General features: G+C 63.5%; 21 protein-coding genes, 1 tRNA gene and 1 pseudogene. 13 read left to right on the top strand and 10 right to left on the bottom strand.

Annotated features, from left to right (window positions below; genetic code table 11):
* Positions 1 to 87: 87 nt before the first annotated feature.
* The 4 genes from ACIPW4_RS14095 to ACIPW4_RS14080 form a co-directional block, all read right to left on the bottom strand.
* On the bottom strand, positions 88 to 1,419 hold the full coding sequence (locus ACIPW4_RS14095; RefSeq protein ID WP_400658757.1) for a deoxyguanosinetriphosphate triphosphohydrolase: 1,332 nt from the start codon (positions 1,417 to 1,419) through the stop codon (positions 88 to 90).
* A gap of 104 nt (positions 1,420 to 1,523) precedes the next feature.
* Entirely contained in the window at positions 1,524 to 1,853 is a 330-nt protein-coding gene (locus tag ACIPW4_RS14090) for a hypothetical protein (RefSeq protein WP_400658755.1), read from the bottom strand.
* Positions 1,850 to 2,224: a phage holin family protein gene (locus ACIPW4_RS14085; protein ID WP_400658754.1), complete on the bottom strand. Its 375-nt coding sequence runs from the start codon at positions 2,222 to 2,224 to the stop codon at positions 1,850 to 1,852. Before ACIPW4_RS14085 ends, ACIPW4_RS14090 begins: the two co-directional genes overlap by 4 nt.
* A 9-nt stretch (positions 2,225 to 2,233) precedes the next feature.
* Positions 2,234 to 2,548: a YqjD family protein gene (locus ACIPW4_RS14080; protein WP_060508089.1), complete on the bottom strand. Its 315-nt coding sequence runs from the start codon at positions 2,546 to 2,548 to the stop codon at positions 2,234 to 2,236.
* Between the two features lie 313 nt (positions 2,549 to 2,861).
* Here ACIPW4_RS14080 and ACIPW4_RS14075 point away from each other — a divergent pair, with 313 nt between their 5' ends.
* From ACIPW4_RS14075 to ACIPW4_RS14055, 5 genes are all read left to right on the top strand, one after another.
* Positions 2,862 to 4,070 carry an ammonium transporter gene (locus ACIPW4_RS14075; RefSeq protein WP_400658752.1) on the top strand — a complete coding sequence of 403 codons (1,209 nt, stop codon included), beginning with the start codon at positions 2,862 to 2,864 and terminating at the stop codon, positions 4,068 to 4,070.
* A 74-nt stretch (positions 4,071 to 4,144) separates the two neighbouring features.
* A complete protein-coding gene (locus ACIPW4_RS14070) occupies positions 4,145 to 4,384 on the top strand; it encodes a glutaredoxin family protein (RefSeq protein ID WP_400658750.1) in 240 nt (79 codons plus the stop codon).
* 108 nt (positions 4,385 to 4,492) lie between these two features.
* Complete coding sequence (locus tag ACIPW4_RS14065) at positions 4,493 to 4,924, top strand: D-Ala-D-Ala carboxypeptidase family metallohydrolase (RefSeq protein WP_400658749.1); 432 nt, start codon at positions 4,493 to 4,495, stop codon at positions 4,922 to 4,924.
* 71 nt (positions 4,925 to 4,995) lie between these two features.
* The gene (locus ACIPW4_RS14060) at positions 4,996 to 5,304 is read left to right on the top strand and encodes a transcriptional regulator (protein WP_400658747.1); all 309 of its coding nucleotides are present in this window, start codon (positions 4,996 to 4,998) and stop codon (positions 5,302 to 5,304) included.
* Positions 5,305 to 5,354: 50 nt separating this feature from the next.
* Positions 5,355 to 6,239: a pseudouridine synthase gene (locus ACIPW4_RS14055; protein WP_400658745.1), complete on the top strand. Its 885-nt coding sequence runs from the start codon at positions 5,355 to 5,357 to the stop codon at positions 6,237 to 6,239.
* Positions 6,240 to 6,395: 156 nt separating this feature from the next.
* Here ACIPW4_RS14055 and ACIPW4_RS14050 read toward each other — a convergent pair whose 3' ends face one another.
* Complete coding sequence (locus ACIPW4_RS14050; RefSeq protein WP_400658744.1) at positions 6,396 to 7,961, bottom strand: methyl-accepting chemotaxis protein; 1,566 nt, start codon at positions 7,959 to 7,961, stop codon at positions 6,396 to 6,398.
* A gap of 113 nt (positions 7,962 to 8,074) precedes the next feature.
* Positions 8,075 to 10,816 (bottom strand): aconitate hydratase AcnA, encoded by a 2,742-nt coding sequence (gene acnA / locus ACIPW4_RS14045; RefSeq protein WP_400658742.1) that lies wholly within the window; start codon positions 10,814 to 10,816, stop codon positions 8,075 to 8,077.
* A gap of 222 nt (positions 10,817 to 11,038) precedes the next feature.
* Between acnA and rlmM the strand changes: the two genes are divergently transcribed.
* The 3 genes from rlmM to pdxB all read left to right on the top strand — a co-directional run bounded on the left by rlmM (position 11,039) and on the right by pdxB (position 14,403).
* Positions 11,039 to 12,103 (top strand): 23S rRNA (cytidine(2498)-2'-O)-methyltransferase RlmM, encoded by a 1,065-nt coding sequence (gene rlmM, locus ACIPW4_RS14040; protein WP_400658740.1) that lies wholly within the window; start codon positions 11,039 to 11,041, stop codon positions 12,101 to 12,103.
* Between the two features lie 854 nt (positions 12,104 to 12,957).
* Positions 12,958 to 13,200, top strand: coding sequence for a sulfurtransferase TusA (gene tusA, locus ACIPW4_RS14035; RefSeq protein ID WP_236235574.1), 243 nt, complete (start codon positions 12,958 to 12,960; stop codon positions 13,198 to 13,200).
* Positions 13,201 to 13,260: 60 nt separating this feature from the next.
* Positions 13,261 to 14,403 carry a 4-phosphoerythronate dehydrogenase PdxB gene (gene pdxB / locus ACIPW4_RS14030; RefSeq protein ID WP_400658738.1) on the top strand — a complete coding sequence of 381 codons (1,143 nt, stop codon included), beginning with the start codon at positions 13,261 to 13,263 and terminating at the stop codon, positions 14,401 to 14,403.
* Positions 14,404 to 14,490: 87 nt separating this feature from the next.
* Here pdxB and ACIPW4_RS14025 read toward each other — a convergent pair whose 3' ends face one another.
* A complete protein-coding gene (locus tag ACIPW4_RS14025) occupies positions 14,491 to 14,664 on the bottom strand; it encodes a PA1571 family protein (protein WP_400658736.1) in 174 nt (57 codons plus the stop codon).
* Positions 14,665 to 14,866: 202 nt separating this feature from the next.
* On the opposite strand from ACIPW4_RS14025, the gene ACIPW4_RS14020 reads away from it, so the two are divergent.
* From ACIPW4_RS14020 to ACIPW4_RS14010, 3 genes and pseudogenes are all read left to right on the top strand, one after another.
* A complete protein-coding gene (locus ACIPW4_RS14020; protein WP_400658734.1) occupies positions 14,867 to 16,630 on the top strand; it encodes an ABC transporter transmembrane domain-containing protein in 1,764 nt (587 codons plus the stop codon).
* A 189-nt stretch (positions 16,631 to 16,819) separates the two neighbouring features.
* Positions 16,820 to 17,503 (top strand): annotated as a pseudogene (locus ACIPW4_RS14015) (methyl-accepting chemotaxis protein); the annotation flags it as partial.
* A gap of 165 nt (positions 17,504 to 17,668) precedes the next feature.
* Positions 17,669 to 18,436, top strand: coding sequence for a methyl-accepting chemotaxis protein (locus tag ACIPW4_RS14010; RefSeq protein WP_400659147.1), 768 nt, complete (start codon positions 17,669 to 17,671; stop codon positions 18,434 to 18,436).
* Positions 18,437 to 18,491: 55 nt separating this feature from the next.
* On the opposite strand, the gene ACIPW4_RS14005 is transcribed toward ACIPW4_RS14010, so the two are convergent.
* A tRNA-Pro gene (locus ACIPW4_RS14005) sits at positions 18,492 to 18,568 on the bottom strand.
* Between the two features lie 81 nt (positions 18,569 to 18,649).
* Positions 18,650 to 18,871 carry a YgdI/YgdR family lipoprotein gene (locus ACIPW4_RS14000; RefSeq protein WP_027596642.1) on the bottom strand — a complete coding sequence of 74 codons (222 nt, stop codon included), beginning with the start codon at positions 18,869 to 18,871 and terminating at the stop codon, positions 18,650 to 18,652.
* Between the two features lie 177 nt (positions 18,872 to 19,048).
* Here ACIPW4_RS14000 and moaB point away from each other — a divergent pair, with 177 nt between their 5' ends.
* Positions 19,049 to 19,588 (top strand): molybdenum cofactor biosynthesis protein B, encoded by a 540-nt coding sequence (gene moaB, locus ACIPW4_RS13995; protein ID WP_400658732.1) that lies wholly within the window; start codon positions 19,049 to 19,051, stop codon positions 19,586 to 19,588.
* Positions 19,572 to 20,798 carry a gephyrin-like molybdotransferase Glp gene (gene glp / locus ACIPW4_RS13990; protein WP_400658730.1) on the top strand — a complete coding sequence of 409 codons (1,227 nt, stop codon included), beginning with the start codon at positions 19,572 to 19,574 and terminating at the stop codon, positions 20,796 to 20,798. Before moaB ends, glp begins: the two co-directional genes overlap by 17 nt.
* Here glp and ACIPW4_RS13985 read toward each other — a convergent pair.
* On the bottom strand, positions 20,787 to 22,034 hold the full coding sequence (locus ACIPW4_RS13985) for a glycosyltransferase family 4 protein (RefSeq protein WP_400658729.1): 1,248 nt from the start codon (positions 22,032 to 22,034) through the stop codon (positions 20,787 to 20,789). The genes glp and ACIPW4_RS13985 overlap by 12 nt on opposite strands.
* Between the last annotated feature and the right edge of the window lie 30 nt (positions 22,035 to 22,064).

Below are 22,064 nucleotides of genomic sequence, written 5' to 3'. Positions count from 1 at the left end.
GGCGTTTATAAAGGCGTGGTGTTTGTAGGAAGTTTCTTCAGCTAAGTCGCGTCGCTCGGTGCGATACCGGGCGACGCTGGGCTGTCATCAAGTCGGGCTCGAACGCCCGGTCATTTCCCGTGCCATCTCGCTGGCATAGCTGTCGGTCATGCCCGCGATGAAGTCGATCATGCGCAGGAAGGCCTTGTGCAAGGAGTCGTGTGGATTGGGTGCGCTGTTTCCGATCAAATCGAGCACGCGCCGGCTCTTGAACGAAGGGGTGCGCCCGCCATGCTGTTCCAGCGCGGCGCTGCAAAACGTGTTGAGAAGGATCTCAAGGGTGGTATAGGCGCCGATCTCATGCAGCGTCTTGCGTTTGTCCTGGAAGATCTTGTTGCGCGCCATGTCCTTGGCCTGCAGCACGCAGCGCTTGGCCGGGCCGTGCATATGCTCGACCAGGTCACCGCTCAGGCGGCCGCTCAGCAAGGCCTGTTGCTGCTCGACGAAGGCGCGGGCGGCGGCGTTGGTCAGGTGCTCGATGGCTTTGCCGCGCAAGATGGCCAGTTTGCGTCGCCGGGAGTCGGCGGGGCCAAGCTGACGATAGGTTTCCGGCAGGTCATCGCCGACCAGGTCGAGCAGCAGTGCCTCGACCTCGGGGTAGTGCAGCAACTCCATCTCCAGGCCGTCTTCCAGGTCGATAAGGGCGTAGCAGATGTCGTCTGCAGCCTCCATCAGGTAAACCAAGGGGTGGCGGGCCCAGCGTTGTTCCTCGAGCAGTGGCAGGCCGAGCTTGCGGGCAATCTGCTCGAGCAGCGGCAGTTCGCTCTGGTAGCAGCCGAACTTGTGCTTCTTGTAGCCGAGTGCGTCGGCATGCCGGGCGGTCCAGGGGTATTTGAGATAGGTGCCAAGGGTGGCGTAGGTCAGCCGGGTACCGCCTTCGAACTGGTGGTACTCGAGTTGGGTGAGCACGCGAAAGCCTTGAGCATTGCCTTCGAAGTTGAGGAAATCGGCGCGCTCGTCATCGCTCATGTCGTCCAGCCAGCCACGCCCGGCGGCCTGCTGGAACCAGTGGCGAATGGCATCTTCACCAGAATGGCCGAACGGCGGGTTGCCAATGTCATGAGCCAGGCAGGCCGATTGCACGATCATGCCCAGGTCGCTGGGTTCGCACCAGGCGGGCAGGCTGTCGCGCAGTGTTTCGCCTACGCGCATGCCCAGCGAGCGGCCAACGCAGCTGACCTCCAGGGAATGGGTCAGGCGTGTGTGGATGTGGTCGTTGCTGTAGACGGGGTGGACCTGGGTCTTGCGCCCGAGGCGGCGAAATGCACCCGAGAAGATGATCCGGTCGTGGTCTTTGTGGAATGGGCTGCGGCCTAGTTCTTCGGCGCTGTAGAGGGCTTTGCCCAAGCGTTCGCGGGTGAGCAGGGTTTGCCAGTCCAAGGCGCGGTCTCCTGTCGATCGAGGGGTATAGCTTCCTGCGTCGTGACCGGGCGTGCAAGGGGCAGGTCGAGGCCGGCCCTGTAGGATCAGGGCCGGCATGCTGCTCAGGGGCGTCGGTTGCCTTGCAGGTAGAGGCGCACCAGTGGCAGCAGGCTGGTCCCCAGCCGAACCAGGCGGCTGAGGTTGCCGCTGCGCACCCCTTTGCCGGTCAGAAAGCCCAACGCCACGACGGCGCCGATACCCCACAACGGCGCATGCTTGATCCCCAACCCGTCATGCAGCGAGCTGCCCATACCGCGCAAGCGCTGCAAGGGTTGCAGCAGCTGGCCGGATTCCTGGCGGATTTCCTGGCGGTGCATTTCCAGGCGCAGGCGCAGCAACGCCTTGCGCAGTTCCCGTGGGTTACGGGTATTCGGCAGTTCAGGCAGGCTCATGGCAACAGTCGCTCCCGGTCCTTGGCCAGTTCTTCGAGGGTCGCACCAAACGGTGAAGACTCATCGAACACGGCCGCTTTCAGGCGCAGGCCGCAAAACACCGCCGCCGCGCCGTAGAAAATGCACAGGCCGATGATGCCGGCCAGCCGGTAGCTGTCCCACAACAGTACCAGCAGCAAGCCGGACAGGGCTGTCAACAGCAGCAGCGCAAACACCAGCGCCAGGCCGGCGAACAGCAGCAGGCTCAAGGTGCGCGCCTTCTGCTCCTGCAGTTCGATGCCGAACAGTTCGATGTGGCTGTGCAGCAGCCCCAGCAGCGCCGCGCCCAGGCGTTTGCCCGAGACGCTAGTAGCCATGCTGTCATTCTCCATGGGAACTCCTTAGCGCCGATTGGCCAGCAGGCCGATCAGCAGGCCGACCCCTGCGGCAATACCAATGGCCTGCCAAGGGTTTTCCTGCACGTATTGCTCGGCGCTGCCGAGGGCTGCCTGACCGCGTTCACGCACCGAGTCCTGGGTCAGCTGCAGGGTTTCGCGGGCCTGGGTCAGGCGGTCGTGGATCTGCTCGCGCAGCTCGTCGGCCTGGTCGCCTGCCAGGTTGGCGGTATCGGCCAGCAGTTTCTCGGTGTCACGAACCAAGGCCTGGAAGTCAGCCATCAATATCTCTTGTGCAGTCTTTGCCGATTTGCTGGCCATGGTGCTCTCCCTGTTCAGGTGTGTTGGTAGTTCGAGTGATGGGGCGCCGGGAAGGTTCAGTAGCGTTGCTGGTATGGCCCTTGCTACTGAGTTTTGCCACAACGCGGGGCGTATCCCGCAGCGGTGCGCCGAAGCTGGGCAATGATCCAGTCGGATACCGATAAACCTTAACCCAATCCACGACAAACCCAAGAAAAAACCACGCAGGCTGCGCCCGCTTCAGCAAAACAGGGCAAAAGCTGGCACCGATTCGGTGCAGGGATGCAGGTTCTTGAGCTGTCCTGGTGCTTTTTCAAGCAGGCCTGCCACTTTCATGGAAAACACGCACAGTGCGATGGACGCTCTCGTCCATGGCTCCAATACCCTGTTCATCCTCATGGGCGCCATTCTGGTGCTTGCCATGCACGCCGGCTTCGCCTTTCTTGAAGTGGGTACCGTGCGCCACAAGAACCAGGTCAATGCGTTGTCGAAGATCCTCAGCGATTTCGCCATCTCCGCGCTGGTGTACTTCTTCATCGGTTACTGGATCGCCTACGGCGTAAATTTCCTGCAGCCTGCGCCGCAGCTGGCTGTCGACCACGGTTATGCCCTGGTCAAGTGCTTTTTCCTGCTGACGTTCGCTGCGGCAATCCCCGCGATCATCTCGGGAGGTATCGCCGAACGTGCGCGTTTCGCGCCGCAGCTGTGCGCCACGGCGCTGATCGTGGCGTTCATCTACCCCTTCTTCGAGGGCGTGGTGTGGAATGGCAACTTTGGCGCGCAGGCCTGGCTGCAGGCACGCTTCGGTGCGCCGTTTCATGATTTTGCAGGCTCGGTGGTGGTACATGCCATGGGCGGCTGGCTGGCGCTGGCGGCGGTGCTGCTGCTGGGTGCGCGGCGCGGGCGTTATCGCGAAGGCCGCCTGGTCGCCTTCGCGCCGTCGAGTATTCCGTTCCTGGCGCTGGGCTCGTGGATCCTGATCATCGGCTGGTTCGGTTTCAACGTGATGAGTGCCCAGACACTGCAGGGGGTCAGCGGCCTGGTGGCGATCAACTCGCTGATGGCCATGGTCGGCGGCACCCTGGCGGCCTTGCTGGCCGGCCGCAATGACCCCGGCTTCTTGCATAACGGGCCGCTGGCCGGCCTGGTGGCAATCTGCGCCGGTTCTGATCTCATGCACCCCATTGGTGCGCTGGCCACCGGGCTGGTGGCCGGCGTGCTGTTCGTCTGGAGCTTCACGGCTGCGCAGAACCGCTGGAAAATAGACGATGTGCTCGGGGTATGGCCACTGCATGGTTTGTGCGGCCTGTGGGGAGGGATTGCCTGCGGCGTGTTTGGCCAGGCGGTGTTGGGTGGCATGGGCGGGGTCAGCTTGATCAGCCAGTTGCTGGGCAGCCTGGCAGGGGTAGCGGTCGCGCTGCTCGGTGGTTTTGCCGTGTACGGTCTGATTCGCCAGCTACACGGCCTGCGCTTGAGTCATGAGCAGGAATTCCAGGGCGCGGATCTGTCGCTGCACCGGATCGGGGCCACCAGCCAGGATTGAGCGAGGTCAGGTGCACAGGGGCAAGGACGGACCTAGAATAGGCTTCTTTCCACAGCCAAATCGAGTCTTGCCCCATGCTGCCTGAATGCCAACTTTTCGGCACCGTCGGGTGCCACCTGTGCGAAGTGGCCGAATCCGTGCTCATGCCCCTGGTCGAGCATGGCTTGCTGATCGAACTGGTCGACATTGCCGATGACGAGGGGCTGTTCGAGCGCTATGGGTTGATCATCCCGGTGTTGCGGCGCAGCGATACCTCGGCTGAGCTGCACTGGCCATTCGATACCGAGCAGGTGGTAGCTTTCCTTGCTCCTTGAAGGGAAGCAGGAAAGCCCACCCTCCTGCATCGCTCGCTCAGTGGAGGCGATGATGACGGGCCGATGAAGTGTCATCGGCTCATTTGCATTGTCATCGAGAACCACGCCATGTTCATCACGCCACATTTTACCCTGACGGAAATGATCACTTCGCAGACTGCCGCAAGAGAAGGGCTGGACAACGCCCCCTCGCCCGAGGTGATAAGTAATCTGCGCCTGCTTTGCCAGGTGCTCGAGCAAGTGCGAGGGTTGTTCGAACGCCCCATCATCATCAATAGCGGGTACCGCAGCGCGGCGGTGAATGCGCGTGTGGGCGGAGTCCGCAGCAGTCAGCACACCCTTGGCTTGGCTGCAGATTTCACGGTGATCGGTGTCGACAACCGTGATGTGGTCCAACGGGTGAGCGAAAGTGTCGTGCCTTTCGACCAGTTGATCCTGGAGTTCGACAGCTGGGTTCACCTCTCGGTAGCGGTTTGCGCGCCGCGCCGTGAGGTGCTGACCATTCGCAGGGGTACGGGCTACCTGCCGGGTTTGCAGTGATGTTCACGCCGATTGACGCAGCGGTGTCGCTCTTCGTATGCTGTATATAAATACAGTATAGAGGTAAACCCATGCTCAACGTCGAGCAACTCAAGTACAGCGTCAACCGTATGCCGGTGGAGCGGGTGTATGACGCGGTACTGGAATTGCGCCTCGAGGGCCTGGTCACCGATGACCGCACGCCCTTTGGCAAGGTGCATTTCAATACCTGTTTTGCAGAAATCGAGGCCTTGTTCCAGCGCGCCGGTTACCACCGTGGGCTGGATGTCGTGGGGTACCAGGGCCTGGTCTACGCCCTCTATGACCCCGGGCGTTGGGAAGCCGTGCAGGTACTACGTTGGTTGAAAGCGCATAACGAGGGGAGGGTCGAGGCTGGTTGAGGCGCCGGGCTTGGGGGATAATGTGCGGCCTTGAATGCCCGAGCCTTGCCATGACCACGCCTTTCGACCCCGCCCATCAGCAAGCCAGCACGGTCTGCCTGCCGCCCGGCAATTGGGTCACGGTGCTTGATTGCCTGTGCGACCATTTCAAGGCCATCGAGCGTGCACAGTGGCTCGACCGCTTCGCTCGCGGCCGGGTGCTCGACGCCCAGGGCAGGGCGATTGCAGCCGACTTGCCGTACCGTCGCGGTATGCGCCTTCACTATTTTCGCGAGGTGCCCAACGAACGGCCCATTCCGGTGCAGGAAACCGTCCTGCATGTTGATGAGCATCTGGTGGTGGCCGACAAGCCGCATTTTCTGCCGGTGACACCCACCGGTGAATATGTCGAGCAAACCCTGTTAAGGCGCCTGATCCGTCGCCTGGGCAACCCGCATCTGGTGCCGTTGCACCGGATCGACCGGCACACCGCAGGGCTGGTGCTGTTTTCCGCTAATCCACAAACCCGCAGTGCCTATCAGCAGTTGTTCCCGCAGAGGCGTATCGACAAGCGCTATCAAGCCATCGCTGGCGCCTTGCCGCAGCGCGTATTCCCCTTGGTGCACAAAAGTCGTCTGGTACATGGCGAGCCGTTCTTCCGCATGCATGAAGTGGCAGGGGAGACCAATAGCGAGACGTTTGCCGAAGTGCTGGAGAAGAATGGCGAGTTGTGGCGCTACGGACTGTCGCCGGTAACGGGCAAGACCCATCAGCTGCGTGTGCACATGGCGGCGCTGGGGGCGGGGATCTGCAATGACCCGTTCTACCCGCACTTGCTCAAGGAGGAGGACGACTATCAGCGGCCTCTGAAGCTGCTGGCGCAGAGTCTGCGATTTGCCGATCCGCTGACCGGCGAGGAACGTTACTTCGAGAGCCGGCTGACGCTTGAATGGTAAAACACCTGTACGCGATCCCTGTAGGAGCGGCCTTGTGCCGCGAAAGGGGCGCCAGGCGGCCCCAAAATTTCAGCTTCGCCGCAGTAATCGCCGGGGCCGCTTTGCGGCCCTTTAGCGACACAAGGCCGCTCCTGCAGTACCGTGTAGGCAATGCTCCTAGCGGTTGAACCGCTCCACCAGGGAATACTGGCTACCGGCCGTGGTGGTCAGCTCCTCGCTCAATTGCGCCGTATGCTGCGCCTGTTCCGCCGTCTGGTCAGCCAGTTCGGCGATGGTGCTGATATTGCGGCTGATCTCGTCGGCCACCGCGGTCTGCTCTTCGGTGGCGGCGGCTATCTGGGTCGCCATGTCGGTAATATTGGCCACCGCTTCGCTGATCCCCACCAGCGCCTGGTCGGCCTGCATGACGCGGTCCACGCCCTCCCGGGCCTGACGGTGGCCGGTTTCCATGGTCAGCACGGCGTTGTTTGCCGTCTGTTGCAGCTTGGCGATCAGGCCGTGGATCTGCCCGGTCGATTCGGCTGTGCGTTGGGCCAGTTGGCGTACCTCATCGGCGACCACGGCGAAACCACGGCCCATCTCGCCGGCACGGGCTGCTTCGATGGCGGCGTTGAGCGCCAGCAGGTTGGTCTGGTCGGCAATGCCCTTGATCACGTCGACCACACCACCGATTTCGTCGCTGTCCTTGGCCAACTGAGTCACGGTCTGGCCGGTTTCGCCCACGGCCGTCGACAGGCGTTCGATGGCATCGCGGGTTTCACCGGCAATCTGCCGACCCTGGCTGGTCAGGCGATTGGCTTCCTGGGTCGCGTCAGCGGTGCGTTGTACGTGGTTGGCCACTTCCTGGGTGGTGGCGGCCATCTGGTTGACGGCGGCAGCCACCTGTTCGGTCTCCACACGTTGCCGTTCCAGGCCTGAGGAACTCTTGTGGGCCAAGGCGTCGGACTGACGCGCTTGATCGCTGAGGTGCTCGGCGCTGTCCTGCAGGCGAGTCAGGCACGTCTTCATGCGCGCATCCTGGCTGAGCATGGCCATCTCCAGGCGTGCCTGCACCCCTCGGCTATCGGTGTACATCTGCGCGATAAGTGGGTCAGAGGTGGTCTGCTCAGCCAGGCGCAGCAGGCGTTTCAGGCCACGCTGCTGCCAGCCCAGACCCAGCAGGCCGAGCGGGACCGACAGGCCGGCAGCCAGCGCAAAGCCCCAGGAGTGACCCAGCCAGTTGCCAATCAGGAACCCGACCTGGCTGATCAGGATGAACGGCAGCCAGTCCTGCAGTACCGGCAACCAGCGATCACGGCGCGGGATGGCGGTCTTGCCATCGTTGAGACGCTGGTAGAGGGCTTCGGCGCGGCGGATCTGCTCGGCGCTGGGCTTGACCCGCACCGACTCGAAACCGACTACTTGGCTGTTCTCGAAAATCGGTGTGACGTAGGCATTCACCCAGTAATGGTCGCCGGATTTGCAACGATTCTTGACGATGCCCATCCACGGCAAGCCTTGCTTTAGCGTCTGCCACATGTGGGCGAACACCGCAGTCGGCACGTCGGGGTGGCGCACCAGATTGTGCGGTGCGCCATTCAGCTCTTCGCGGGTGAAACCGCTGATCTCGACGAATGCATCGTTGCAGTAAGTGATCACACCCTTGGCATTGGTGGTGGAGATCAAGCGTTGTTGGGCAGGGAAAGTCCTTTCCCTCTGGGTAATCGGCTGGTTGTTACGCATGGCTTGAGTAATCCGCAAGGCTTTGGACAGGTATCGGCAAGCCGCGGGTTTTATTGAATGGTGATCGAGACAATTCGCAGCGCCTGGAAAACCCAGGCGCTGCAAATTCCGAGTCAACTGCGAATCATCTGCCGCAGAACATAATGCAAAATTCCCCCTGACTTGAAGTATTCCACTTCATTGAGCGTATCGATCCGGCACAGCACCTCGATCTGTTGCTGTTGCCCATCCTCACGCGTAATGCGCAGCGGCAGGCTCATGCCCGGCTTGATCTGCGCCCCACCAAGCCCCATCAGGTCGACCGTTTCTTTGCCGGTGAGTCCCAGTTGCTTGCGATCCTGCCCGGCCTTGAACTGCAGCGGCAGCACGCCCATGCCCACCAGGTTGGAGCGGTGAATACGTTCGAAACTCTCCGCCAGCACCGCCTTGACCCCCAGCAGGTTGGTACCTTTGGCCGCCCAGTCGCGGCTCGAACCGGTGCCATATTCCTGGCCGGCGATCACCACCAGCGGCGTGCCTTCGGCCTGGTAGCGCATGGCGGCGTCATAGATGGACAGCTTCTCGCCGCTGGGCACATGCACGGTATTGCCCCCTTCCTCGCCAGCAAGCATCTCGTTGCGGATGCGAATATTGGCGAAGGTGCCGCGCATCATCACCTCGTGGTTGCCGCGTCGCGAGCCATAGGAGTTGAAATCCCGAGGCTCCACGCCCTTGCTGCGCAGGTAGCGCCCGGCCGGGCTGTCGGCCTTGATGTTGCCGGCCGGGGAGATGTGGTCGGTGGTCACCGAGTCGCCGAGCAGGGCGAGGATGCGTGCACCCTGGATGTCCCTGATCTCGGGCAGCGGCCCGCCGATGTCATCGAAGAACGGTGGGTGCTGGATGTAGGTGGAATCGTCCTGCCATACATAGGTCGCCGCCTGCGGTACCTCGATGGCCTGCCATTGCGCATCGCCGGCGAAAACCTCGGCGTATTCCTTGTGGAACATCGCGGTGTCGACCTTGGCCACGGCGTCGGCGATCTCCTGCTGGCTTGGCCAGATATCGCGCAGGTACACGGGTTGGCCGTCCTTGCCGGTGCCCAGTGCGTCCTGGGTCAGGTCGACGCGCACACTGCCGGCAAGCGCGTAAGCCACCACCAGCGGTGGCGAGGCCAGCCAGTTGGTCTTGACCAGCGGGTGCACGCGGCCTTCGAAGTTGCGGTTGCCCGACAGCACCGAAGCCACCGTGAGGTCGGCGCTGCCGATGGCTTTTTCGATGGCTTCGTCCAGTGGCCCGGAGTTGCCGATGCAGGTGGTGCAGCCATACCCGACCAGGTCGAAGCCGAGTTCGTCGAGGTAGGGGGTAAGGCCGGCGGCCTTGTAGTAGTCGGTCACCACCTTGGAGCCGGGCGCCAGCGAACTCTTGACCCAGGGTTTGCGCTGCAGGCCTTTTTCCAGGGCCTTCTTCGCCACCAGGCCGGCGGCCATCATCACGCTGGGGTTGGAGGTGTTGGTGCACGAGGTGATGGCGGCGATCACTACCGCACCGTCACGCAGGGTGTAGGTCTGCCCGCCATGGCTGTAGTCGATTTCGCCAGCCTGATCGGCGTTGCCGACCGCCACGCCGCCACCGCCCTCGCTCTCGAGACGCCCCACTTCCTTGGCCAACGGCTTGGGCTGCAGCTCGATGAAGTGGTCGAAGGCCTGGTGCACCTGGCCCAGGGCAACCCGGTCCTGTGGCCGCTTGGGGCCGGCCAGGCTGGCCTCGACATCATGCATGTCCAGGGCCAGCGTGTCGCTGAACAGCGGCTCCTGCCCAGGCAGGCGCCACAGGCCCTGAGCCTTGCAATACTGTTCGACCAGTTGCACCGATTCAGTGGGCCGGCCGGACAGGCGCAGGTAGTCGAGGGTGACCTCATCGACCGGGAAGAAACCACAGGTGGCGCCGTACTCCGGTGCCATGTTGGCGATGGTCGCGCGGTCGGCCAACGGCAGGTCGGCCAGGCCGTCGCCGTAGAATTCGACGAATTTGCCCACCACACCTTTCTTGCGCAGCATCTGCGTCACGGTCAGCACCAGGTCGGTGGCGGTGATGCCTTCGCGCAGCTTGCCGGTGAGCTTGAAGCCGATCACTTCCGGAATCAGCATCGACACCGGCTGGCCGAGCATGGCCGCTTCCGCCTCGATGCCACCCACGCCCCAACCGAGTACGCCGAGGCCGTTGATCATGGTGGTGTGCGAGTCGGTGCCGACCAGGGTGTCAGGGAAGGCGTAGGTGCGGCCATCGGCTTCGCGGGTCCAGACCGTGCGGCCGAGGTATTCCAGGTTGACCTGGTGGCAAATGCCGGTGCCTGGCGGCACCACGCGGAAGTTGTCGAAAGCGCTTTGGCCCCAGCGCAGGAAGGCGTAGCGCTCGCCATTGCGCTGCATCTCGATGTCGACGTTCTCGGTAAAGGCCTGGGGGGTGGCGTAGCGGTCGACCATCACAGAGTGGTCGATCACCAGGTCCACGGGAGACAGCGGGTTGATCCGCTGCGGGTTGCCGCCGGCCTTGGCCATGGCGGCGCGCATGGCGGCCAGGTCGACCACCGCTGGCACGCCGGTGAAGTCTTGCATCAATACCCGCGCCGGGCGGTACTGGATCTCGCGGTCGGAGCGGCGTTCCTGCAGCCAGTCGGCGAGGGCGCGCAGGTCGTCGGTACCGACCGTTTCGCCGTCTTCCCAGCGCAGCAGGTTTTCCAGCAATACCTTGAGCGACATGGGCAGGCGTTGCAGGTCGCCGAGCTGGTGGCCGGCTTCGGCGAGGCTGTAATAGTGGTAGGTGCGGTCAGCCACCTGGAGGGTCTTGAGGGTGTTCAGGCTATCGAGCGAGGGCATTGCCAACTCCTTGTCCGACGGGGCCCGGCTTTGCTGGTTGTGGCCGGTGCCACCGCGCTGTTTCGGCCCGCACGGTACGGACCTGGCTGAGTGGTCAGGTTAGCTCCGTTTGCCGTACCTGACTCTTTTCTGGACCGGCGGGGCATGTCGCAGGTTCCCATCTTCCTTTATCATCGCCGCCCTGCCGGCGCCCGTGGTGCGCCAGCCGTAGTGGAGTGAGAGATGAATACCCTGTTCATGCATTGCCGGCCCGGCTTCGAGGGTGAGGTCTGCGCCGAGATCAGCGAACATGCCGCCATGCTGGGTGTGGCCGGCTATGCCAAGGGCAAGCCCCACAGCGCGTGTGCCGAGTTCGTCTGTACCGAGGCAGACGGCGCCGAACGCTTGATGGCCCAGCTGCGCTTCGCGCAACTGATCTTCCCGCGGCAGTGGGCGCGCGGCGCGTATGTCGAGCTGCCAGAAACCGACCGCATCAGTGTGCTGCTGGCGCATCTGGCCGAATATCCGGTGTTTGGCAGCATGTGGCTGGAAGTGCTGGACAGCAACGACGGCAAGGAATTGTCGACGTTTTGCCGCAAGTTCGAAGTACCACTGCGCAAGGCCTTGGGAAAGGCCGGCCGCCTGGTCGACAACCCCAGCTTGCCGCGCCTGCTGCTGACCTTCATCAGCGGCCGGCGGGTATTCGTTGGCGTGGCCGAGGCGAACAACAGCGCGCTGTGGCCGATGGGCATCCCGCGCCTGAAGTTCCCGCGTGAGGCGCCCAGCCGTTCGACCCTTAAGCTGGAAGAGGCCTGGCATCAGTTCATCCCGCGTGAGCAATGGGAACAGCGCCTGAACGACGACATGACCGGCGTCGACCTGGGTGCTTCGCCGGGTGGCTGGACCTACCAGCTGGTACGTCGCGGCATGCTGGTAACCGCCATCGATAACGGGCCGATGGCTGAAAGCCTGATGGATACCGGGCTTGTGCAACACCTGATGGCTGATGGTTTCACCTGGCAGCCTAAGCAGCCTGTGGACTGGATGGTCTGCGATATCGTCGAGAAACCGGCGCGCACCACTTCGCTGATCGAGACCTGGCTGGGTGAGGGGTTGTGCCGTGAAGCAGTGGTCAACCTGAAGCTGCCGATGAAGCAGCGCCATGCCGAGGTACGCCGGTTGCTGGACCGTATGGAGGCAACGTTCAAGGCGCGCAAGGTCAAGGTGTCGATTGCCTGCAAGCAGCTGTATCACGACCGCGAGGAAGTGACTTGCCATCTGCGCAGGCTGGACATCAAGCCACGCTGACATCCACTTGGCGCTTGCGCTTGCTCTTGCTCTTGCTCTTGTTCTTGCTCTGTTTTTTGCTTCTAAGCGCGCGATAGTTCAGGCGACGCAGATTGCGACTTCAGGAGGCCGAACGGAGGTCTTGCGGAGGGAGGTGACGGGCATGGATGCCCGTCAAGCGCTGCGGCCCAGGATGGGCCGTTCAGCGCGGTCCTCCCGGGAGCAAGGCCGGAGTGAGGGGACCCCGGAGCGCAGCGTAGGGGCCGGATGATGGGAGCGAGGGGTTTTTGGTTACTTTTTGCCCAGTCAAAAAGTGACCCGCCGTAAGGGCGGAAAGGTGAGGGTGCGCCACCATCGCAAATGAATGCGCACCTGATCTGAAAGCCAAAAGCCAAAAGCCAAAAGCCAAAAGCTTGAATGCACGGGTTTTGATTACTTCGAATACATTCATTCGCGATGACGACGCACAGTCACCTTTCCGCCCTTACGGCGGGTCACTTTTTGTCAAACGCGACAAAAAGTAACCAAAAAACGCTGGCTCCTATCATCCGGCCCCTGCGCTGCGCTCCGGGGTTCCCTCGCTCCGGCCTTGCTCCCGGGAGGACCGCGCTGAACGGCCCATCCTGGGCCGCAGCGCTTGACGGGCATCCATGCCCGTCACCTCCCTCCGCAAGACCTGCGCTCGGCCTCCTGAAGTCGCATTCGGCGTTTGCTGAGCTACCGCGCGCTTAGAAGCCAAAGCAACAGCAAATCAACAGCAGAGCAACAGCAGAGCGACAGCAGAGCGACAGCAGAGCAACAGCAGAGCAGTCATGAATGGCTATTGGTCCTGGTGGCGCGATGCGCCACAATAGCGATCATTTGCGGAGCCCCCCATGACTGACTTCACCCCTGACGCCATCCTCGACGCCACCGGCCTGAACTGCCCGGAACCGGTCATGATGCTGCACCAGCACGTGCGCAATCTGGCCGCTGGCGGCCTGCTCAAGGTCATCGCCACCGACCCGTCGACCCGCCGTGACATCCCCAAATTCTGCAACTTCCTCGGCCACGAATTGCTGCAGCAGCAAGAAGAGGCCGGTACTTTCCTGTACTGGATCCGCAAGAAGGCCGACTGAACCGCGCTGGAACACCCTGCACGTAGCGCCTACACTGCGCTCCCCAGACAGGAGAGCGCCATGCTGATAGTTGCCGACGAGAATATCCCGCTGCTCGATGCCTTTTTCGAGGGCTTCGGCGAGATCCGCCGTTACCCTGGCCGCAGCCTCGACGCTGCCAGCGTCAAAGATGCCGATGTGCTGCTGGTGCGCTCGGTGACCAAGGTCGACCGGCAACTGCTCGAGGGTAGCAAGGTGCGCTTTGTCGGCACCTGCACCATCGGCACTGACCACCTGGACCTGGACTACTTCGCCGAAGCGGGCATCCACTGGAGCAGTGCGCCGGGCTGCAATGCCCGTGGCGTGGTCGATTACGTGCTGGGCAGCCTGCTGACCCTGGCCGACCTGGATGGCGTGGCGCTGCCACAACGCACCTACGGTGTGGTCGGCGCCGGCGAGGTCGGTGGCCGCCTGGTGCGTGTGCTGCGCGGCCTGGGCTGGAAGGTGATGGTCTGCGACCCGCTGCGCCAGGCCGCCGAGGGTGGCGACTTCGTCAACCTGGCGACGATACTCGAACAGTGCGACGTGATCAGCCTGCACACTCCGCTGCAGCGCGGCGGTGAGCACCCGACCTGGCACCTGCTTGGCGAAGCACAGCTGGCACAGTTGCGCCCAGGTGCCTGGCTGATCAACGCCAGCCGCGGGCCGGTGGTGGACAATGCATCGCTGCGTGAGCTGCTGCTGGACCGTGAAGACGTGCACGCGGTGCTCGATGTGTGGGAAGGCGAGCCGCAGGTCGACCTGCAACTGGCAGACCTGTGCACCCTGGCCACGCCGCATATCGCCGGCTACAGCCTGGATGGCCGCCAACGCGGCACGGCGCAGATCTACCAGGCCTTGTGCCGCTACCGGGGTGAGGCTGAAAAGGTACGGCTGGCCGACCTGCTGCCAGCGCCGCCGTTGGCGCAGATCGAGCTGGACGGCGCTGCCGAGCCTGCCTGGGCCCTGGCGACGCTGTGCCGGGCGGTGTATGACCCACGGCGTGACGATGCCGATTTCCGCCGCAGCCTGAGTGAGGATGTGGCTGAGCAGCGGGCGGCGTTCGACCAGTTGCGCAAGCAGTATCCGCCGCGGCGGGAGATCGAAGGGTTGGGGGTGCGTGTGCGGGGCGAGGCACCGCAGTTGGCACAGATGGTCAATGCCCTGGGTGGCGTGCTGGCCTGATTGATGTGTAAATCTGTACCGGCCTCTTCGCGGGACAGGTAAAAACAAAAAACCCGGCCGTTAGCCGGGTTTCAAAGGATTCGTCATTCAGCCGTGGCGTACTTTCTTCACGCGGCTGTCTTCCAGCTTCTCGCAGGCCTGCTGAATCATCTGTTCGGTAATCTCGATCTCGCGACCCTGGGCGTCGATGATCGAACCACATGCCTTGGGCTGTGGTTTGTTCTGGCTGTTCACGGTGTCGCTGCCATGTTGCAAGCTCATTGCATCTCTCCTCATCAGGTTCAGGTTCAGGTTAAACCTGGGCCATGACTGGCCTGTTACAAAAATTGACGGGCACCAAGGCCTGCCCAGTCCAACAGAAAGCGAGGCAAAGCTCCAGAGGCCTGTTAGAACGATGGGCTATAGCCACCGCCAGCCTGGATGAATGGTAGTCTGCAATCTCCCTGCAATCCTGGTTGACGTCATGCCCGATCCGGTTTCCTCTCGCCAACGCCTCGCCTTGCGCCTGGCCTGGCAGTTCATGCGACCTTACCGTCGCCAGGCACTGCTGGCCTTGCTGGCACTGGTCGTCACCGCCGCCATCACGCTGTCCATGGGCCAAGGTATCCGCCTGTTGGTCGACCAGGGCTTCATGACCCGCTCAGCGCACCAGTTGAACCAGACCATCGGCCTGTTCCTGGTGCTGGTACTGGCCCTGGCAGCAGGCACGTTCAGCCGCTTCTACCTGGTGTCGTGGATCGGCGAGCGCTGCGTTGCCGATATTCGTCGCGCGGTTTTCGATCACCTGGTGGGCTTGCATCCGGGCTTTTTCGAGGACAACCGCAGCTCCGAGATCCAGTCACGGCTGACCGCCGACACGACCTTGCTGCAATCGGTGATCGGCTCGTCGCTGTCGATGTTCCTGCGCAATGCGCTGATGGTGATCGGTGGCGTGGTGCTGCTGTTCATTACCAACCCCAAGCTTACCAGCATCGTTGTGGTGGCCTTGCCGCTGGTGCTGGCGCCGATTCTGCTGTTCGGTCGGCGGGTGCGCCGCCTGTCGCGGCAGAGCCAGGACCGGGTGGCCGATGTGGGCAGCTATGTGGCCGAGACCCTGGGGCAGATCAAGACCGTGCAGGCCTACAACCACCAGGCACGCGATCGCGAGCTGTTCGCCGGTACGGTGGAAGCTGCGTTTGCCGTGGCCAGGCAGCGGATTGCCCAGCGCGCCTGGCTGATCACCCTGGTGATCGTGCTGGTGCTGGGGGCGGTCGGGGTGATGCTGTGGGTGGGGGGCATGGATGTGATCGCCGGGCGCATTTCCGCTGGAGAGCTGGCAGCGTTCGTTTTCTACAGCCTGATCGTCGGCAGTGCCTTCGGTACACTCAGTGAGGTGATCGGCGAGTTGCAGCGCGCCGCCGGTGCCGCCGAGCGCATCGCCGAACTGTTGGCGGCGACCAGCATCATCCTGGCCCCTGAAACCCCCGCAACGCTGGCACGGCAGCCTGCCAGCGGGCGCATCGAACTGCAGCAACTGACTTTCGCCTATCCCTCGCGGCCATCGGTGGCTGCCATCGACCAGCTCAGCCTGACCATCGAGCCCGGCCAGACCGTTGCGCTGGTAGGGCCGTCGGGGGCGGGCAAGTCGACCCTGTTCGACCTGCTGTTGCGCTTCTACGATCCGCAACAGGGGCGCATCCTGCTCGATGGGCAGCCGATCACGGCGCTGGCCCCGGACGACCTGCGCCGCCAGTTCGCCCTGGTGGCTCAGAACCCGTCACTGTTCCGCGGCACGGTCGAGGCCAACATCCGCTACGGTCGTCCCGAGGCGACCTTGGCTGAGGTGGAGGCGGCAGCCCAGGGTGCCCATGCCGACGAATTCATCCGGCAATTGCCACAGGGCTACCAGACGCCGCTGGGCGAGGGCGGCGTTGGCCTCTCCGGCGGGCAGAGGCAGCGCCTTGCAATTGCCCGGGCGCTGCTGGTGGATGCACCGATTCTGTTGCTCGACGAGGCCACCAGTGCCCTCGATGCGCAAAGCGAACACCTGATCCAACAGGCGCTGCCGAGCCTGATGGCCGGGCGCACCACGCTGGTGATCGCGCACCGTCTGGCCACGGTGCAGCACGCCGAACGCATTGCCGTGATCGACAAGGGGCGTGTGGTGGCGGTCGGCACGCACCGGCAGCTGATCGAGGAAAGCCCGCTGTACGCTCGCCTGGCCCAGTTGCAGTTCACCACAGGTTGATCGTAGTGCTTCTGTAACATTTATGTAGCAATTGCCTGAGAGTATTGATTTCAACTGTTGCGTAAGTGCTCGACCTGGCTGCTATCGATTGATGGCAGCTTTTTTTTGGCCTGCGAACGAGGACAAGGATGTCTGACGCGGCGCTGCCAATGGCGCGCTGTTCCTTTTCTCCTTGTTCCGAGACCTGCGATGTTGCGTAAATCCCTTAGAGTGCAAATTCTTACCCTGCTTGGCGGCAGCCTGGCGGCGATGCTGCTGATCGCCCTGGTGTGCTTCCAGTTCCTGTCCTCCAGCGTGCGGGGTTACGCCGAGTTGGTCGACGGGCCGCTGCGGGCTTCGCAATTGATCGACGAAGCCAACCTGCAGTTCAAGATCCAGGTGCAGGAATGGAAGAACGTACTGTTGCGAGGCCGCCAACCCGCTGAACTGGACAAGTACTGGCAGCAGTTCCAGGCGCGCGAACAGCAGGTGCAGCAGTTGCTGGGGCAGTTGATCGACAGCAGCGACATCCAGCTCAAGGCGCCGCTGCAGCAACTGCGTGACAGCCATCGCCAACTGGGCCAGGCCTACGAGCAAGGGCGCCAGGCGTTTCTCGCTGCTGGCGGTGACCCGGTGGCGGGTGATCAGGCCGTGAAGGGCGTGGACCGGGCTGCCAGCGAGCAGATGAGCGCGCTGGTCGAGCAACTGCGTGCCGACGCTCGTGGGCGTGCCGCCCAGATCAGCGCCAGCGCCGAACGTACCGTATGGCTTGGCGTAATGGTGATGCTGGGGTCGGCACTGCTGGTCGGTCTGCTCAGCCTGTGGCTGGTCAACCGCAGCCTGATCGAACCGATCCGCCAGCTGATCGAGTACGTGGCGCAACTCAGCCAGGGCCGTTTCGCTGACCGCGTCGATAGCCGTCGCGAGGACGAACTGGGCCGCCTGGCGCGTGCTGCCAATACCCTGCGCGACTTCCTTGCCGAGACCGTTGGCCGGCTGAAGGACAACGCCCAGGAACTGGAGGGTGCCAGTGGCCAGTTGCGCAATATCGCCGGTGACATGGCACGTGGTACCCACGACCAGTTCCAGCGTACCGACCAGGTGGCCACGGCCATGCACGAGATGTCCGCCACCGCCCAGGAAGTGGCCCGCCACGCCGCCGAGGCCGCACGCGCCGCCGACGATGCCGACAACAGTGCCCAGGCTGGCGAACAGGTGATGCAGCAGACCATCGACATCATCGGTGTGGTCAACCGCGAGATCGCCGGCACTGCCGCAGTGATTCGCGACCTGGAAAGCGACAGCTCACGCATCGGCAAGGTGTTGGAAGTGATCCGTGGCATTGCCGAGCAGACCAACCTGCTGGCCCTCAATGCCGCCATCGAAGCAGCGCGTGCAGGTGAGGCCGGGCGTGGCTTTGCCGTGGTTGCCGACGAGGTACGCAGTCTGGCCCAGCGCACCGCGGCATCGATTGCCGAGATTCACCAGATCATCGAAGCGGTGCAGTCGGGCGCGGTCGAGGCGGTCAAGGCCATCGAGAGCGGCCAGCAGCGCAGCGAAGAAGGTGCCGAGCAGGTGCAGCAGGCCGGGCAGATGCTGCAGCGCATCACTCTGGCGGTGGAGGCGATCCGCGACATGAACCGGCAGATCGCCACGGCGGCCGAAGAGCAGACCAGCGTGGCCGAGGACATTTCGCGCAACCTGATCGAAATCACCCGGATTGCCACGGCCAACCAGGAAGCCGTACAGCATACCGAGCAGGCGGGGCAGCGCTTGCATGGGCTGTCGGGGCAGTTGGGCGAGGTCACGTCGCGGCTTACTGCCTGAGGCAGTATGGCGACATCAAAAAGCCCGCACGAGGCGGGCTTTTTGTTGAGGATTCTGGTCGGAGAGACAGGATTCGAACCTGCGGCCTTCTCGTCCCGAACGAGACGCGCTACCTGGCTGCGCTACACTCCGATGACGAAAATCCTACTGCATGGCATTTTCCGGCGCAAGCCCTCGGTATTGAGGCGTTTGTGCCAAAAAACAGCACGCGTTTCAAAGCTCCTTGACGGTACGGATCTGGTCCTTGTTCAGGCGCGTGCGCTTGCCGTCGAGCTGTTCGAATTCGTAGAAACCGGAGTCCTCGTCAAAGGAGGGGGTATCCACTGCCTGGATTTCGCGGCCGTCGTTCAGGGTGATCACGGTCGGCGATGCGCAGCCAGCGAGGGCGCCAAGGCCCAGGGCAAGCAGAAAGGCGGGAAGGGTCCGTTGAATCATCATGTTTCTCCAATGCGATGGTGCTAGATGACTTTATGACGCAGGGCGTTCATGCAAGTTCCTTTCACAGTCCAGCATAGCGGCAATCCCGGTGTATTGACCTGTGTCTGCCCGCGCGGCCTGAGGGGCAGCCTGTGATATAACTGCGGCCATCCCCTTCTCCTGCGACGGACCCCCATGAAAGCCAAGGCAGATACCCCCTTCGTGGCGCTGAACATTGCCGTGCTCACGGTCAGCGACACCCGCACCTTCGAAACCGACACCTCCGGGCAGACCTTCGTCGACCGCCTCACCGCCGCTGGCCACCAGCTGGCCGCGCGCGTGCTGCTCAAAGACGACCTGTACAAGATTCGCGCCCAGGTCGCCACCTGGATCGCCGATGACAGCGTGCAGGTCGTGCTGATCACCGGAGGTACCGGCTTTACCGGGCGTGACAGCACACCGGAGGCCGTCGCCTGCCTGCTGGACAAGCAGGTCGAGGGCTTCGGCGAGCTGTTCCGGCAGATTTCCGTGGCCGATATCGGCACCTCGACCGTGCAGTCGCGCGCTTTGGCTGGCCTGGCCAACGGTACCCTGGTGTGCTGCCTGCCGGGCTCGACCAATGCCGTGCGTACCGGTTGGGACGGGATCCTCGCCGAGCAGCTGGATGCCCGCCATCGGCCGTGCAATTTCGTCGCCCACCTGAAGCAGGCAGCGGCCTGTGACAGCCGTGGCTGAGGTGCCGACTGTCCGCCCTCTGATGCCGGTGGAAGAAGCCCTGGAGCGCCTGCTGGCGCTGGCAGAGGCCGCGCCGATCAAGGAAACCGAACGCGTCTCGCTGGCCGAAGCCGAAGGCCGCGTGCTGGCCACCGAGCTGGTGGCCGGCCTCGACCTGCCGCCGTGGCCGAACAGCGCCATGGACGGTTACGCCTTGCGCCTGGCCGATCTGCAGGGCGAGCCTTTGCCCGTCAGCCAGCGGATTTTCGCCGGGCATGCTCCCGAGCCCTTGCAGCCTGGCACCTGTGCGCGGATTTTCACCGGTGCGCCGCTGCCGGCAGGTGCCGACTGCGTCGAGATGCAGGAAAACACCGAAGTACTGGAAGATGGCCGGGTACGCTTTCTAGAAGCGCTGGCGCCTGATCAGAACGTGCGGCCGCAGGGCCAGGAAACCCGCAAGGGCGAGCAGGTGATGGTCGCGGGCACGCGGCTCGGGCCGATCGAGCTGGGCCTGGCGGCGACCTTGGGTCATGCCGAGCTGCAGGTGGTGCGGCGGGTGCGAGTGGCGGTGCTGTCCACCGGCGATGAGCTGGTCGAGCCCGGCCTGCCGCTGGGCCCGGGGCAAATATACAACAGCAACCGGCGCCTGCTGATCAGCTGGCTGCAGCGCTTGGGCTGCGAAGTGCGTGACATGGGCATTCTGCCGGATGATCTGCAACGTACTCGCGAGTGCCTGGGCGGCCTTGGCGATGTCGACCTGATCCTGTCCACCGGGGGCGTTTCCGTAGGTGAGGCGGACTACCTCGGCGCCGCACTGCGCGAAGCCGGCGAGCTGGCCTTGTGGAAGCTGGCGATCAAGCCTGGCAAGCCGCTGACTTTTGGGCATTACCGAGGTGTTCCGGTGATCGGCCTGCCCGGCAACCCGGCGTCGACCCTGGTCACGTTCGGCCTGCTGACGCGGCCCTATCTGTTGCGCCGCCAGGGTGTGGTCGATGTCACGCCGCTGCGCTTCGATGTGCCTGCCGGGTTCGAGTGGGCCAAGCCAGGTACCCGGCGCGAATACCTGCGCGCACGCATTGATGCTGGTCAAGTGCGCATCTACAAGAACCAGAGCTCTGGCGTGCTGCGCAGCGCTGCCTGGGCCGAGGGGCTGGTGGAGGTGCGAGAAGGCAGCACGCCGAAACCCGGTGACAGCGTGCCGTTCATACCTTTGAGCGAACTACTCGGCTGAGCGCCTGAGCCACCCGCCACGGCCTGGCGTGGCGTCTGCCGGTGCCGACTGGGTGAGGCGCATGTGCACCGTTTCCAGTTGTTGGGCGGCCACGCTCCAGTCGTGGCGACTGCGGGCAAACTGGCGGCCAGCCTCGCTCAGCTGGCACATGCGCCACGGCTGGTTGAGCAATTGCGTGACCAGCAGCGCCAGCTGGTCGCCGTCATCGCTGCCCAGGTAGTGCTCGCCGTTGTTGGCGGCCAGGCCTGAGAGGCCTTTGTCGGTGCTGATCACCGGCAGCCCGGCGGCCATGGCTTCGAGGATTTTCACCTTGGAGCCACCGGCATAGCGCAAAGGCGCAAAGAACAGCGCGCAGCGGTTTTGCAGTTCGCGCAGGTCGGGGCGATAGCCGACCCATTCGATGCGCGGGTCGTTCCAGCGCAGCTTCCAGCTGGCCGGCAAGGCATGCCCGGCGATGGCCAGGCGCACGGCGGGATTGCTCATCCACACCTGGGGCAGGATTTCTTCCAGGGCCCATTCGATGGCCTCGACATTGGCCGCGTACTCGAAGTTGCCCACGAACAGCAAACGCTGGCTGTGCAACGCCGGGTGGACGTTCTGGTAGTAGTCACAATCGACGCCATTGACCACCACGTTGACCGGGCGGCCGCTGACCTGGCTGATCAGTTCGGCATCATGCGGGCTCACGGCCACCACTTCGGTGGGCTGGCTCAGCACCCGCTGCTCCCAGCGCCGATAGCGCCAGCGGTCAAAGGCGTTGAGCGGGCGCAGCCACAGCGGCAGGCGGTCATGGCAGGCGGCACCGGTGACGGACTCCAGGTTGTGTTCGCTGAGCATGTAGGGCAACTCGCGTGCCTGCAGCGCTTTTTCGAAAGGCTGGAAACTGTAGCTGTGCTCGATCTGGATGACATCCCAGGGCTCGTCCAGCAATTGCTCGAACTGGTGCCGCAAACCGGGTGCGAGGCCGTTGATGATGGCCCGCATCGGGTAGTCGATGATCGGCGAAGCGAGCAGGTTGAGCGGGCTGTGCAGCGGGCGCCGGGGCAGCACGATCAGACGTTCGAGCAAGGGCTCGAGGGCTTCGCGGGCGGCATCGCACAAGGGGATCTTCGACTGCACCAGCAAGGTGATCCGGTGGCCCTGCTGCGCAAGGGCGCGCAGCAGGTGGTATTGCCGGGTCTTGCTGCCACTGGTGGTGGGCCAGGGCAGGTAGGGCAGTGTCCAGAGAATGCGCATGAACCGGAAACCTCGCTGAAGGCTGCGGAC

The sequence above is a fragment of the Pseudomonas sp. NPDC089996 genome (genome assembly GCF_044748405.1).
Lineage (GTDB): Bacteria > Pseudomonadota > Gammaproteobacteria > Pseudomonadales > Pseudomonadaceae > Aquipseudomonas.
Note: the sequence above shows the minus strand (reverse complement) of the source record. Positions and strands in the feature narration are given on the sequence as shown.